Raw genomic sequence first — 12,981 nt, forward strand, 5'->3', positions numbered from 1 at the left:
GCGGGACGGTCCGCTCCCTCCGTGTCCACCCCAGAACCTCATTCTAAAGAACCCTTGCGCAAGACTTCTTTAGAGTCGTAGGGTGGCCGCATGCCACAGAGCACCCCGCCCGACGACGTCACGCACCCGCCCGCACAGGTCCCGGCCCCGGCGCAGCGCGACGAGGACATCACGACGTCCGACCCCGAGCGGATCCGGGCCCTGGCCCACCCGCTGCGCCTCGCGATCCTCGACCTGCTCGACGACGAGGGGCAGGCCACGGCCACGCGCTGCGCCGAGGTCACGGGCGAGTCGGTCGCGAGCTGCTCGTTCCACCTGCGCATGCTCGCCAAGTACGGGTTCGTCGAGCCCGCCGAGCGGGTAGGGCGCGAGAAGCCATGGAAGCCCGTGGGCACCGGGCGCACGAGCCGCTACGACCCCGAGCAGCCCGAGTCGCTGCGGGCCGCGGGCGAGCTCGCGCGGATCGTGGTCGACCAGGAGGCGGCCCGGGTCAGGCACTGGATCGACACCGCGCCCCGCCAGCCCCACGAGTGGCTCCTCGCCTCGGTCATGACCAAGAGCTCGTTCTGGGCGACGCCCGAGGAGCTGACCGAGCTCTCGCGCGAGCTGCAGGCGATCACCGACCGCTTCGCAGGACGCTGGACGCGTCCCGAGCTGCGCCCCGAGGGGTCGCGGCCCGCGCGGTTCTTCGGCGTCGTCAACGCGGACCCGTTCGACCCCGACGCGCCGGCGGACGCCGGGGGCCCCGCGTCCCGGGCCCTGGACGCGCCCGCCGACGGCCCGGTCACGGTCGGGCTGCCGACCGGCGAGGAGCCCCGCGCATGAGCGCGACCACCGACGAGGCGACCCTCGTCAAGCAGGCGCTGCGCACCCGGCCCTTCCGTCTCCTCACGGTCGCCTGGGGCTTCACCAACTTCGCGGACTCGGTCCTCGCGATCATCTTCGCGGTGTGGGTCAAGGACCTCACGGGCTCGAACGGCACCGCGGGTCTGGTCTTCGCAGCCCTGGGCCTCCCGGCGCTTGTGTCCCCGCTGCTCGGCCAGGTCGCCGACCGCGTCTCGCGCCGCCGCCTGATGATCGTGGCCTACCTCGTCGGCGCGGTCTCGCTGCTCTCGCTGTTCGCGGTCCGCGGTCCCGGCCAGGTCTGGCTGATCTTCGTGGTCACGGTCCTGTACTCGGGGATCGGGTTCGCGACGGCCGCGGCCCAGTCGGGGCTCATCCGCGACCTCCTGCCCGACGAGGCCCTGGGCGCCGCCAACGGCCGGCTCACGACGATCGACCAGACGTTCCGCCTCGTCATGCCCGTCATCGGCGCGGGGGTGTACGTCGCGGTCGGGCCCCTGCCCCTCGTGGTCTCGGCCGTGGTCGCGTTCGTGGTCGCGGCGTTCTTCGTGTCACGGATCGTGCTCGCGGAGACCCCGCCGACCCCGCAGGACGAGCGCGAGCCGTTCCTCGCCGAGGTCACCGCAGGGTTCCGTCACCTGTTCCGCACCGCGCCGCTCGGTGTCCTGACGGTCGCGCTCGCGGTCGGGTTCGGGGCCGTGGGCGTGCTCAACGCGGTGAGCTTCGCGGTCATCGAGAGCGGCCTGGGGCTGGGGCCGGAGATGCTCGGACCCATCTCGAGCGTCCAGGGCGTCACGGCGATCGTCGCGGGGCTCACGGCCGCGCGCATGATCAAGCGGATCGGCTCGCAGCGTCTGGTCGCGCTCGCGCTCGGGATCGTGACGCTCGGCATCCTGCCCGCCCTGGGCACCGACCTCGTCGCGATCATCGCCGGGATGGGCGCGATCGGCCTGGGGGTCACCTGGGCGATCGTCGGGTTCGTGACCGAGCGCCAGCTCAAGACGCCGCCCACGCTCCAGGGACGCACCTCGGCCGCGACGAACATGCTGCTCAACGTGCCGCAGCTCGCCATGACCGTGGTCGCGGCGGCCGTCGTCGGGGTCGTCGACTACCGCGTGCTGGTCGGGCTGACCGCCGCAGGTCTCGCGGTCTCGATGCTGCTCTCGCTCAAGGGGTCGCGTGCGTCGGCCGCCGAGGATGCGGCGGTGGAGGGCAGCAGCTCGCCGGCTGCATGACCCGGCCGCGGGCGCTCGGTGGGTCGCGGGCGACCCGTGCACGCGGCGTCAGGCGGCCGCGAGGGCGTCCCGGACCGCGGCCTCGAAGCGCACGCGTGCCCGACGGCGCAGCGTCCGCCACGCGAGCACCGCACCCACGAGGAGCACGGCCAGGGCGAACGCGGACCACGGGACCGCCCACAGGTGCGCCTCGCCCGTGGCGGGGTCGAGCGAGTGGGAGGCGGCGTCGTCGGGCAGGGTCGTGGTCGCCGTCGTGGCGACCACGGGCGCGAGCGCGACCGACGCCGCCAGGCGCCCGAGCGGCGCGACCCCCGTCGCGGTCCCCGTGAGGGTGATCGCGTCGCCCGGCAGGAGCTCGGGCAGGTCGCCCAGCGGGACCGAGACGGCACCGACGCCCATGGGGCCCGCGACCGTGGCCGCGAGGGGACCTGCGAGGCGGACGTTGCCCGTGTTGGTCACGGTGAACGTGAGGTGCGCGTCGCCCGTCCCGGCCGGGTTCCACGACCCGGTGTAGTCGGCGTCGACGTCCGTGACGGTCGCCGACGGCGCGAGGTCGCCCGCGACCCGGACCAGGACGCGCGTGCCGAGGCGCCGGTCGACCGCGACCCCGCCCTCGCCCGCACCCGTCACGAGCGAGGTCACGACCGCGGCCGTGTGGTCGCCCGGTGTGGCGTCGGCCGGGACCGTGAGGGTGAAGGGGACCGCCACGCGCTCACCGGGGGCGACCAGGACCTGCGGGACGTCGGTCGAGATCCAGGCACCCAGGTCCTCGGACGGTGTGCCTGCCGGCAGGACGTCGAGCGCTCCCGTGGGCGAGGTGAAGGCGTCGGCGGCGTAGACCGCGAGGTCGAGCGGGACGTCGCCGTGGTTGGTCACGACGAGCTGGTCCGTGAGGGTTGCCCCGGGTTCCAGGGCGAAGTCGAAGGTCGGGGCCGCGGCAGGGGCGACGCCCCAGGTCACCGGCTGAGCGTCGGGCTGGTTCGTGGTCTCGTCGACGGTCGACCGTGCCGCGGCCGGCGACGGTGCGGCGACGCCCTGCCGGGGGCCCGCTCCGGCCGGGGCGGCGGACAGCAGCGCTGCCACCGCCCCGACCAGGAGCGCCGTCGCGACGCGGGACCGGCTGGACCGGCTGCCACCGTTCACGTGGCGACGGGTCATGTCGGTCAGCCGATCGCGGTGAGGGTCAGCGTGGCCGTGTAGGTACCGGCGGCCGCGTCGACCGGGAGGCGCAGGTCGAGGTCGGCGCCGAGGACCGCGCTGCCCAGCTCGTGCCCCGCCGCTGCGGACCCGAGCAGGGCGGAGTCGGCCAGGCCGTTCCCGCTCAACAGGCCCGACGCCACCGGGGCGCCCGCGAGCGTCCCGCCGCCGGCCGTGACCAGGGCGGGCGTCCAGCCGAGGTGCTTGCCGGGGAGGGTGCGCGCCCCGGCGGTCGTGGTGAAGTCCCCGACCTGCGCCGAGACGGACCACGCGGGGGCGGTCGCTCGGGTGTCCGTCACCGTCACGGCGCCCAGGCGTCCGGCCGCGGCGAGGTGGTCGCCCGCGAGCCGGGCCGTGCCGAGGTCGACCACGCGCGTGCCGCCGTCGACCGTCCAGACGAACTCGCCCGGCTCGACGGGAGCGGCCGGGATGGTGACCGTCAGGTCGATCTGGCCGTCGCCGGGCTCGGCCCCCGGGACCACGACGCCGTAGAACGTCGTGGTGCCCGAGATCTCGTTCCCGACCGCGAGGAGCGGCGAGCCCGTGGGCGAGTCGCTCGCCGCGACGAACGTAAGGCCCTCAGGACCCAGGTCGCCGGCCTCGGCGAGCTTCTCGGGCGTCGCCTCGGCGCTCACCGAGAAGTCGCGGTTGTTGACGTAGGAGACGTAGGTCGCGTGCGCGGGGTCCGTGACGTCGAAGACCGCGATCCCGCCCACGCGCTCGAAGCCGATGAACGCATAGGTGCGCCCGCCGACCTCACCCAGCGTGAGCCCCTCGGGCTCGGGGCCCTTGTCGTCGCTGCGCCCGTCGAACCCGGACTCGGTGTGGTTCGAGTTGAAGAAGTCGGGGTTGACCGAGGCGACGAGCTGCTCGAACGCGTCGCCTGAGTCGAAGACCTGTCGGCCGTCGGTCGACCAGATCGAGAACGACCGCGACCCGTAGGAGTACAGCTCCTCGTAGCACGAGCCGTCGGCGCGCAGGCCGCTCGCGGTGCTGATGTTGAGGCGGCCCAGGTTGGCGTCGGCCGTGAGCTCGGCGAGCGTCGCGGGGTTGCCGGGCGCGCCGACGAACGACGAGAATGCGTCGGCGCACAAGCCGGGCACGCCCTTCTTGCCGAGGTCCTTGACGCGCGCGACCTCGGACCAGCCCTTCCAGTCGCGCGAGTCGCCCTCGTTCGCGGTCACGAGGTAGGTCGCGCCGCCCGCCTGGTAGGAGGCGATCGTGTCGGGCTCGTAGAGGCCCTTGACGGGCCAGGAGCGGATGTTGATCTTCCCGTCCTTGTCGGACGCGTCGAGGCCCTTGCCGGCTGCCAGGTGGTCCTGCGTCCCGAGCGGCAGCAGGTCGGTCACGGTCGCGCTCGCGACGTCGACGACCGCGAGCGCGTTCGCCTCCTGCACGCTCGCGTAGGCGACAGTGCCGGTCGCGTCCCACGCGATGTACTCGGGCTCGAGGCTCTCCGAGACGGGACGCTCGGGGACGCCCGTGCCCGCGGCCTCCCGGCCGCCGAACACCCGGACGCCCGCGGGCAGCGTTCTGGGTCCACCCGCCTCGAACGCGTGGAACGTCGCGGTGCGGACGTCGCTCTGGGCGGCGCTCGCGAGGCCCGCGGGTGCTGTGACGATCGAGATCGAGCCTTCGGGGTCGATGCTGTAGTCGTCTGCGGGCTCGCCCTCGTTGGCGACCGCGATGCGCGTGCCGTCGGGCGAGAACGTGACCATGTCGGGCAGCGCGCCCACGCGCACAGCGCCGAGGACCGCTGCTGCGGGCGCGGTGCCCGGGGTGGTCACGGGGGCGGCGGCGTCGAAGAAGACGACCCAGCCCTCGTCGGTCTTGGTGCTGGACTCGACCGCGGCGACGGCGAGACCGTCGGGACGGATCGCGACGGAGTTCACGACGGCGTCGGCCGCCACGACCGAGCCGTCCGCGGAGGCCGTGCCGCCGACCGCGAGCTCGAACAGGCGGGTCGGTGCCGTGGGGTCCTGGGCGTCGAGGACGTCGACCTTCCCGGACTGGGCGTTGACGACGAACAGGCGCTTCGAGGCCGCGTGGAACGCGACGATCTCCGCTGCGGACTCGTCGAGCTGGCCCGTGGAGTACGTGCCGAGCGGCGAGAGGGTGACGGCAGGGGGGACGGACGGGTCGGGGGCGGCGACGGCGGTGCCGACGACCCCGAACGTCCCGGCGGCGACGGCGACCGTGAGGCCGGCGGCCACGATCCCGGCCGCCTTCCCGTGCCGGCGGGACTGGTGAACCACGCGCATTCCGTGCTCCTCGTTCCGATGGCCCCGCAGGGTGCAGGGCAGACGCTCGGAACCTAGGCGCGGCGGGTGTCCGGTCGGTGAACGGTGCCCGACGGGGTGGGGGCCGACGGGTGACCAGTGGGGCGGACGGGACGAACCGGACGCCGGGCCGCCTAGGGGATGACCCTGGGACACCTGCCCCCGGTCTGCACCGAGGGGTGGAGCCGGTCGGCAGGAGAGTCCGGCGAGCGGTGCAGCCACGAGCCCGCAGGACCCGACCAGGACCCGACGCGGTGCCCCGGGACGCGTCCGTAGCGTCGGTGCCATGACCACGAACACCACGTCCCCGTCCATGTCCCGCCGCCCCCGCACGCTCCTCGTCGTCGCCCTCGGAGGCCTCGCGGCCCTCACGCTCAGCGCGTGCGGCTCGATCGCCGAGGGGCTCGAGGAACGCGACGCCGGCCACACCAAGACCTTCGCGTTCGAGACCGGCAAGGAGGGCAAGGACGAGAAGGTCGTCCCGACCTGGGTGCCCGACGACGCCGCGAAGGTCCGGGGGATCTTCCGCACCACGGGCGACGAGCGCCTGGTGACGTTCCAGGGGTCGCTCGACGGCCTGCCTGCCGACTGCACGGCCGTCTCGGCCGACGACCCGCTGGTCGCCAGGCCCGAGCGCGGCGACCTGGTGGCCGACGACTACCGCACCGACTCCACCCTGCTCGCGAGCTGGTGGCCGGAGGGCCAGGAGGCCAGGAGCACCGTGATGTGCGGCAAGTGGTGGATCTCGGCGGAGGGCGAGGACGTCTACGCGTTCACGCCCGAGATGACGAGGGTCGAGATCGAGAAGCAGCCGACGCCCGCGGGCACGTAGGCGGCGCGCTCCGCAGACTCGCGGGCGCGCGCTGTCCGTGCACGCCGCGCCCGCGCACTAGTCTCGCCGGGTGGACTCGACGCGGCGCACGACCTGGCAGGAGCTCGCACCGCAGGTGCGCACGGACGTCGAGAAGATCCTGGGCGGGCCGGTGGTCTTCGCCGCGAGCCAGGTCCAGGGCTACTCGCCGGGCAGCGCCGACCGCGTGCGCACCGCGTCGGGGGCCCGTGCGTTCGTCAAAGCCGTGAGCCGTTCGCGCAACCCCGACGCGTACGACATCCACCGCCGTGAGCTCGAGGTGCTGCGCCGCCTGCCCGACGCGGCCCCCGCGCCCCGGCTCCTGGGCGCGCACGAGAGCGAGGAGTGGGTCGCGCTCGTCGTCGAGGACATCGAGGGCCGCCACCCCGACCTGCCGCCCGAGCGCCGCGAGCTCATCGCGGTGCTCGGCGCACTCCTCGAGCTCCCCGTGGTCCGGGACGCGTCCGGCGTCTCACCGTTCGCCGACGCGCGGACCGAGCTCGCCCCCACGTTCGAGGGCTGGTCCCGGCTGCGCGCCGACGGTCACCTGGTGGGTCTTCCTGCCTGGGCGGTCGAGCACCTCGACGAGCTCGAGGCGCTCGCGGCGACGGCCGCGCAGGCCGCGCACGGCGACCGCCTCGTCCACCTCGACCTCCGCTTCGACAACGTGCTGGTCGACCAGTCCTCGCGCGTGTGGGTCGTCGACTGGCCGTGGGCCGCCACGGGTGCGCGCTGGATCGACGCCCTGACCCTGCTGCTCGACGCGCGCGTCAACGACAGCACGGTCGACGTCGACGCGATCGCGTCGTCGCACCCGCTCTTCCGCGGGGCCACGCGCGAGCACGTCGACGCCTTCCTCGCGGGGCTCGCGGGCTACTTCTTCGACGCCGCCCGGCACCCCGCACCGCAGAACATGCCGACCCTGCGCGCGTTCCAGCGACGTCAGGGGTTCGTCGCGATCGACTGGTTGGCACGGCGCCGGGCCTGAGGCGGGGGACGACGACCTCAGTCGTCGAACCCGCGCGCCCTCAGGGCCTCACCCAGGGCGTCGGCCTGGCGCATCGCGCCCACGACGAGCGGCACGGCGAACGCCCTGACGTCGCGCTCGTGCCCGCGCGCCCGCTGCGCGTCGCGGACCCGTCCCGCGAGGTCCGCGATCACGGGCACGCTGCGCAGCGCGAGGGCGAGCACGAGCGCGATGCGCTCGACGTCCACGCCCACGCGCCCCAGGGGTGCGAGCCCGCGCTCGATCGCCCCGAGCAGGTCGGCGACCCGCGTGGTGCACGTGACGAGTCCCGCGAGCGCCACGAGGACCACGAGCCGCGTGCTGAGCACGGCTGCGGAGGTGAGGTCCATGAGCCACCACTGGAGCGCGAAGAGCACGGGCACGAACACGCGCAGGGGGCGCACCTGCCCCCATGCGGCGCGACCGCCGACGCCTGCGAGAGCGTAGAGGCCTGCGACCACGAGTGCCGCGAGCGCGACGCCCAGGGGGGAGCGGACCAGCAGCAGGGCGAGCGAGCAGAGCATGAGCGCGGCGAGCTTGGGTCCGGCGGGCGCGCGGTGCAGCAGCGAGCGCCCGAAGACGTAGGCCCCGGCCGCTGCGCTCGTCCCGCTCACGGCCGCTCGTCCAGGAGCCGGCGGTAGTACGCGATCGCCGGGGCGGGTTCGTCGTCGGCCACGACCTGGCCCTCGTCGACCACGAGGACGCGGTCGTAGCCCGCCATGAGGTCGAGGTCGTGCGAGACGAGCACGACCTGCTGCGGGAGCTCGGCCAGCAGCGCCGCGACGCGGCGCGTGTTGCGCAGGTCGAGCAGGGTCGTGGGTTCGTCGGCGACGACGAGTCGCGGGGCGGTCACGAGCACCGACGTGAGCGCGAGGAGCTGCTTCTGGCCGCCCGAGAGCAGGTGCGCGGGGTGGTCGGCGTGCCCGTCGAGGCCGTGGCGCGCGAGCCAGTCGGCGACGAGCCGGTCGCGCGCGGCACGGTCGTGCTCGCTGCGGCGCAGCGAGTAGGCGACGTCCTCGGCAACGGTCGGCATGACGATCTGGGCGTCGGGGTCGGAGAACACGAAGCCCACGCGCCGGCGGACCTGGGCACCTGAGCGGCGGGTGTCCAGGCCGTCGACGCGGACGGTCCCGCGCGTGGGCAGGACGAGCCCGTCGAGCAGCCGGGCCAGGGTGCTCTTGCCCGAGCCGTTGGCCCCCACGATCCCGATGCGCCGCTCGTGCAGCTCCGCGGTGATCCCGCGCAGGACGTCGCGCTCGCCCAGGCGCACGTGCACGTCCTCGAGCCCGACGACGCAGCCCACCTCGGGCGGCTCGGTCGCATGGCGCGGTGCTTCTGTCGCAGCCGCTCTCCGCACGTTCGTCCCTCTCACCGGACCACCTCGAACAGCCCGGCCACGCCCAGGCCCCCGCCCACCGCTGCGGCCGCGAGCCCGAGCGAACCCGCCGGAGCGCCCGAGCGCACGAGGCGGCTGAACAGCCGCACGACCGACACCGCTCCGCTCGCGCCCCACGGGTGCCCCAGGGCCAGGGCGCCGCCGTCCGCGCAGAGGCGTGCGTCGTCGTCGGGCAGGGAGAACGCTCCCGTGAACGCCAGGACCTGCGCCGCGAAGGCCTCGACGAGCTCGAGCGCCGCGAGGTCGCCCGTGGTGCGGCCCGTGCGGTCCAGCAGCTCGCGCACCGCCGGGACCGGGCCCCACCCGGGCAGGCGCGGGTCACAGCCGCGCGTCAGGCCGCCCACGAGCCGCAGGCCCGGCAGGCCCAGCCCTGCCCGGACCCGCTCGGGGACGACCGCGACCACAGCGGCCCCGTCGCTGACCGGGCTCGCGTTGCCCGCGGTCCCGTCGCCGCCCGGCGTGAAGGCGGACGGGAGGCGCGCGAGCAGCGCGGGGTCGAGCCTGCGGGCGCGCTCGTCACGGGCGAGGCCATCCACCGGGACGACCTCCGCGCCGAAGCGGCCCGCCGCGTGCGCCGCGAGGGCGCGGGCGTGCGAACGGGCGGCGTAGGCGTCCTGGCGCTCGCGGTCGATGCCGTGCTCGCGAGCGAGGGCGTCTGCCGCGGCGCCCATGCCGGGGTCGCCGAGCGCGGAGGGTGTGAAGGGGGCGCGGTCGTAGGGGACCGGCTGGGCACCCGACCCGCGGGGCGGGCGGTGGGCGCGCAGCGGGGCGGTCGAGGCGCTCTCCGCACCACCGGCCAGCACCAGGTCGCCGTCGCCGGCGCGGACACCCTGGGCCGCGAGCAGGACCGCGGCCAGCCCGCTGCCGCACTGCCGGTCGATCGTGAGGCCGGGGACGCGCTCGGACAGCGGTCCTGCCGGGTCGCGCAGGGCGGCGGCGAGGACCGCGACGCGCGCGAGGTTCCCGCCCGGTCCCGTGCAGTTCCCGAGCACGACGTCCTCGACGCCCAGGCCGTGGCCTGCCGGGAGGTCGGCGAGCACCGCTCCGAGGACGGGGGCGGCGAGGTCGGTCGCCGACAGGTCTGCGTGCCCGTGCCCCGCCGTGCCGATCCAGGTACGCCGCGCGGCGACGATCACGGGGGAGTCGGGGGAGGCGCTCACCGCAGGGCCTCGTACGCGGGGCCGCCGGACAGGAGAGCCTCGCTGATCGCGCCGCGCGCCGCCTTGCCCGACGGCGTCCGCGGCAGCTCGCGCACGCCGTACCAGCGGCGCGGGCGCTGGGCGACCGAGAGCGAGGCGCGGGCGACCCGTTCGAGGTGGGCGCGCAGGCCTGGGCGGTCGGCGCACTGCACCACGGCCGTCACGACCGCGCCCAGGCGCCGGTGCGGGGTGCCGACGACCACGACGTCCTCGACGCCCGGGATCGCGCGCAGGACGACCTCGACGTCCTCGGGGACCACGGTCGCGCCGCCCGTGAGGATCGCGCCGTCGCCGCGCCCGCGCAGGACCAGGGCAGCGTCCGCGTCCCCGGGGGCGGGCAGCTCCGCGAGGTCGCCCACGGTCGACCACTCGCCCTCGCGGCGGAACGGGCCGGTCGCGCGGGCGAGGTACCCCTGCGCGACCCAGGGTGACCGCACCCAGACCTCGCCCAGCGTCGCACCGGGCAGCTCGCGCACCTCGACCTCGACGCCCGGGAACGGGTGCAGACCCGTGCCGTCGGTGTCGATCGCCACGAACGACAGCTCGACGGCCCCGTAGTAGGTCACGACGGCGACCCCGGCGCGCGCCGCGCGCTCGCGCACGTCCGTGGGCAGCGAGGCACCGCCGACCACGGCGGTCCGCAGACGGCTCGGGGCCCCCGCCTCGATCGCGTCGAGGATCGGTTCGAGCGCCGAAGGGACGAGGTGCACGACCTCGGAGGTCGCCAGGGCCGTCGTGATCGCAGCGTCCCCCTTGGCGAGCTGGACGCACGCCCCGGTCGCGAGCGCGTGCACGGCCGCGAAGCAGTAGAGCGAGGACGCGAGCGGGCCGGGCACCAGCACGGTGTCCTCGGGCTTGGTGCCCGTGAGGCGGGCCGCCGCCTCGAACGACCCGACCCACGAGCCGCGCGTGCGGACCACGGCGCGCGGGCGACCCGTGCTGCCCGACGAGAAGCCGGCCCACGCGAGATCCGCAGCCGAGGGCTCGAGGGGAGCGACGTCGTCGGGCAGGCTGCTCGTGACCGGGCCGCTGAGCGGGGCGAGCACGTCCGTGGCGCTGCCGCGCGGGAGCGGGACCTCGACGAAGCCCGCCGGGGCGATGGTCCGCAGGACCTCGGCGCGCTGGGCCCGCGACCACGAGTGGTCGCAGACCAGGGGAGTGGCTCCCGCGAGGTCGACCGCGAGGAGGGCCGTGAGGAGGTCGACCGGGTCGGGCAGCGAGATCGCGACGACATCGCCCACGACCGTCCCGGTCGCCCGCAGGAACTCCGCGCCCGCCACGACGTCCGCGGCGAGGGCTCGGTAGGTGCGGGAGCGTTCCGGTGAGCGCAGCGCGCAGCGACCCCCTGCGGAGCTGCGGGCGTGCGCGATGACGGTGCGGGCGACGGGCATGAGGGGATCGTAGGTCGATCAGGCCGCGGGGCTCGCGGCGGACCGCTGCTCGGTGGAGCGTCCGGGGCTCTGGGGGCGGCGCAGCGGCGAGGCCGCAGGGTAGGCGCGGACCACGCCGACCGTGACCGAGGCCGCGATCACGGCCTTGAGGAGGTCGCCCGGGAGGTAGATGAGCGACCCGGTCGCGACGGTCTGGAGCGGGAAGCCCGTGACGAGCGCCTGGAGCGGGATGCCCAGGGCGTACATGACGAGCATGCCGCCCACGACGCTCGCGACCAGGACGCGCCAGAACGTCAGGGTGCGGAAGCGCTCGACGATCAGGCCGACGACCGCAGCGCCCGCCACGAACCCGATCAGGTAGCCGACCGACGGGCCCACGAAGACCGCGGGGCCGCCGCGGCCGCCCGACAGGAGCGGGAGGCCCGCCGCGACCAGGGCGAGGAAGGTGAGCATCGCGAGCGCACCGCGCCACGCGCCGAGGAGGGCGCCGGCGAGCATGACGCCCAGGGTCTGGAGCGTGATCGGGACCGCGTTGCCGAACAGGGCCAGCGAGCCGGGCATGCCGAGGACCGCGGTCAGTGCGGCAAAGGTCGCGATGCGGGCTGCGTCGGCGGCGGTGATGCGCCAGCGGGAGGTCGCGGAGGTCTCGGAGCCCGCACTGCGGGGTGCCGGCTCGTGCGACACCGGTGCGTCGGGGTGCTCGCTCGCGGGGACGTCAGCGGGCAGTTCTGCGGGCAGGTCGGTGCGCACTGCGCGGGCCACGGGGTCTCCTCGGGAAGGGCGTGAGGTGCCGGGTGGCACGTGTCCACTCTTGTCGGGGACAGGGGGCCGGTGCGTCGGCGCCACGAATCAGGGAGAGCAGCATGCGTTGGCGGAAGTCGACAACCGGTTGGAGGAAACCTCCAACCAGATCCCTTCGTGGGGGTCCCGGCTTGAGGAATCGTCCCGGCGTGGGTCTAGGGGCGGAGGTGGCGACGCCCCGCGACCTGCTGGTCGAACAGTGCGACCGCCGCACCGACCCGCTTGCGCAGGTAGCGCTCCTCGGTCGCGGTCCTACGGGGCGAGCTGTCGTCCTGCCCGACGAGCCACGGGATGCACGCCACGGTGAGCTTGTCGTGACAGGCATCCGCGACGCGCCCACGGTCTCCCCAGGGTGTCCTGGTGCTGCGCGCCATGTCGCCTGCCAGGTTCCACGCGTTCAGAGCCGCCGCCGCATCGAGGGCTCGTCGGCGAGCCAGCCACTCGAGGACCGGAGTCAGGTCCGTCCGCGTCGCCTCGTCGTGAGCCACGTCCCAGCCCTCGACGGCCGCCGCGGCGAAGCAGGCCTCGGGACTCGTCCACGTGAGCACCCTGCCGCTGCGCGTCGCGACGACGTCGCCGCCGTCGGCACCCTCACCCCACCACAGGGTCGTGGACCTGTCGTTGCGCACCACCTCGAGAACGTAGCCGGACAGAGGGCCGGCTGATGCTGTGCTCAAACCGGCATCCTGCCCCCTCGACGGGGCAGGATGCGCTCGTCGATGTGCGTGGTCGTCCGGACGCACCCCGTTCCCGGTAGGGACGGCCCCGGGGGTGGGGTGTGTCG

The 12,981-nt window shown here is 75.0% G+C and carries 12 protein-coding genes; 4 read left to right on the forward strand and 8 right to left on the reverse strand.

The genetic code is table 11. The annotated features are described in order from the left end of the window. Nucleotides 1-90 precede the first annotated feature (90 nt). Together ACFWFR_RS01150 and ACFWFR_RS01155 are read left to right on the forward strand one after the other, a co-directional pair. A complete protein-coding gene (locus ACFWFR_RS01150) occupies nt 91-825 on the forward strand; it encodes an ArsR/SmtB family transcription factor (protein ID WP_377620644.1) in 735 nt (244 codons plus the stop codon). After that, the gene (locus tag ACFWFR_RS01155) at nt 822-2,078 is read left to right on the forward strand and encodes an MFS transporter (protein ID WP_377620645.1); all 1,257 of its coding nucleotides are present in this window, start codon (nt 822-824) and stop codon (nt 2,076-2,078) included. The genes ACFWFR_RS01150 and ACFWFR_RS01155 overlap by 4 nt, the downstream gene beginning before the upstream one ends. Nucleotides 2,079-2,126: 48 nt before the next feature. Here the strand turns inward: ACFWFR_RS01155 and ACFWFR_RS01160 are convergent, their stop codons facing one another. Beyond that, the gene (locus tag ACFWFR_RS01160; protein ID WP_377620647.1) at nt 2,127-3,236 is read right to left on the reverse strand and encodes a WxL protein peptidoglycan domain-containing protein; all 1,110 of its coding nucleotides are present in this window, start codon (nt 3,234-3,236) and stop codon (nt 2,127-2,129) included. 5 nt (nt 3,237-3,241) lie between these two features. After that, complete coding sequence (locus ACFWFR_RS01165; protein WP_377620649.1) at nt 3,242-5,536, reverse strand: choice-of-anchor I family protein; 2,295 nt, start codon at nt 5,534-5,536, stop codon at nt 3,242-3,244. Nucleotides 5,537-5,840: 304 nt separating this feature from the next. Here ACFWFR_RS01165 and ACFWFR_RS01170 point away from each other — a divergent pair, with 304 nt between their 5' ends. Further along, the gene (locus tag ACFWFR_RS01170; RefSeq protein ID WP_377620650.1) at nt 5,841-6,386 is read left to right on the forward strand and encodes a hypothetical protein; all 546 of its coding nucleotides are present in this window, start codon (nt 5,841-5,843) and stop codon (nt 6,384-6,386) included. Between the two features lie 70 nt (nt 6,387-6,456). Next, a complete protein-coding gene (locus tag ACFWFR_RS01175) occupies nt 6,457-7,392 on the forward strand; it encodes a phosphotransferase (protein WP_377620651.1) in 936 nt (311 codons plus the stop codon). A gap of 17 nt (nt 7,393-7,409) precedes the next feature. On the opposite strand, the gene ACFWFR_RS01180 is transcribed toward ACFWFR_RS01175, so the two are convergent. The 6 genes from ACFWFR_RS01180 to ACFWFR_RS01205 form a co-directional block, all read right to left on the reverse strand. Next, nucleotides 7,410-8,024 carry an energy-coupling factor transporter transmembrane component T family protein gene (locus ACFWFR_RS01180; protein ID WP_377615864.1) on the reverse strand — a complete coding sequence of 205 codons (615 nt, stop codon included), beginning with the start codon at nt 8,022-8,024 and terminating at the stop codon, nt 7,410-7,412. Next, on the reverse strand, nt 8,021-8,713 hold the full coding sequence (locus ACFWFR_RS01185) for an energy-coupling factor ABC transporter ATP-binding protein (RefSeq protein WP_377620677.1): 693 nt from the start codon (nt 8,711-8,713) through the stop codon (nt 8,021-8,023). Before ACFWFR_RS01185 ends, ACFWFR_RS01180 begins: the two co-directional genes overlap by 4 nt. Nucleotides 8,714-8,778: 65 nt before the next feature. Beyond that, nucleotides 8,779-9,966, reverse strand: a complete 1,188-nt coding sequence (locus ACFWFR_RS01190; RefSeq protein WP_377620653.1) for a thiolase family protein — start codon at nt 9,964-9,966, stop codon at nt 8,779-8,781. Beyond that, nucleotides 9,963-11,396, reverse strand: coding sequence for a class I adenylate-forming enzyme family protein (locus ACFWFR_RS01195; protein WP_377620655.1), 1,434 nt, complete (start codon nt 11,394-11,396; stop codon nt 9,963-9,965). Before ACFWFR_RS01195 ends, ACFWFR_RS01190 begins: the two co-directional genes overlap by 4 nt. 18 nt (nt 11,397-11,414) lie before the next feature. Further along, a complete protein-coding gene (locus tag ACFWFR_RS01200) occupies nt 11,415-12,158 on the reverse strand; it encodes a biotin transporter BioY (protein ID WP_377620657.1) in 744 nt (247 codons plus the stop codon). A gap of 194 nt (nt 12,159-12,352) precedes the next feature. Further along, entirely contained in the window at nt 12,353-12,874 is a 522-nt protein-coding gene (locus ACFWFR_RS01205) for a hypothetical protein (protein WP_377620658.1), read from the reverse strand. Between the last annotated feature and the right edge of the window lie 107 nt (nt 12,875-12,981).

The organism is Oerskovia sp. NPDC060287, from assembly GCF_042726775.1.
Lineage (GTDB): Bacteria > Actinomycetota > Actinomycetes > Actinomycetales > Cellulomonadaceae > Oerskovia > Oerskovia merdavium.

Coding starts and splice junctions, on each gene's coding strand:
- ACFWFR_RS01195 (WP_377620655.1), bottom strand. CDS start 11,396: ATGCCCGTCGCCCGCACCGTCATCGCGCACGCCCGCAGCTCCGCAGGG.
- ACFWFR_RS01170 (WP_377620650.1), top strand. CDS start 5,841: ATGACCACGAACACCACGTCCCCGTCCATGTCCCGCCGCCCCCGCACG.
- ACFWFR_RS01160 (WP_377620647.1), bottom strand. CDS start 3,236: ATGACCCGTCGCCACGTGAACGGTGGCAGCCGGTCCAGCCGGTCCCGC.
- ACFWFR_RS01165 (WP_377620649.1), bottom strand. CDS start 5,536: ATGCGCGTGGTTCACCAGTCCCGCCGGCACGGGAAGGCGGCCGGGATC.
- ACFWFR_RS01150 (WP_377620644.1), top strand. CDS start 91: ATGCCACAGAGCACCCCGCCCGACGACGTCACGCACCCGCCCGCACAG.
- ACFWFR_RS01155 (WP_377620645.1), top strand. CDS start 822: ATGAGCGCGACCACCGACGAGGCGACCCTCGTCAAGCAGGCGCTGCGC.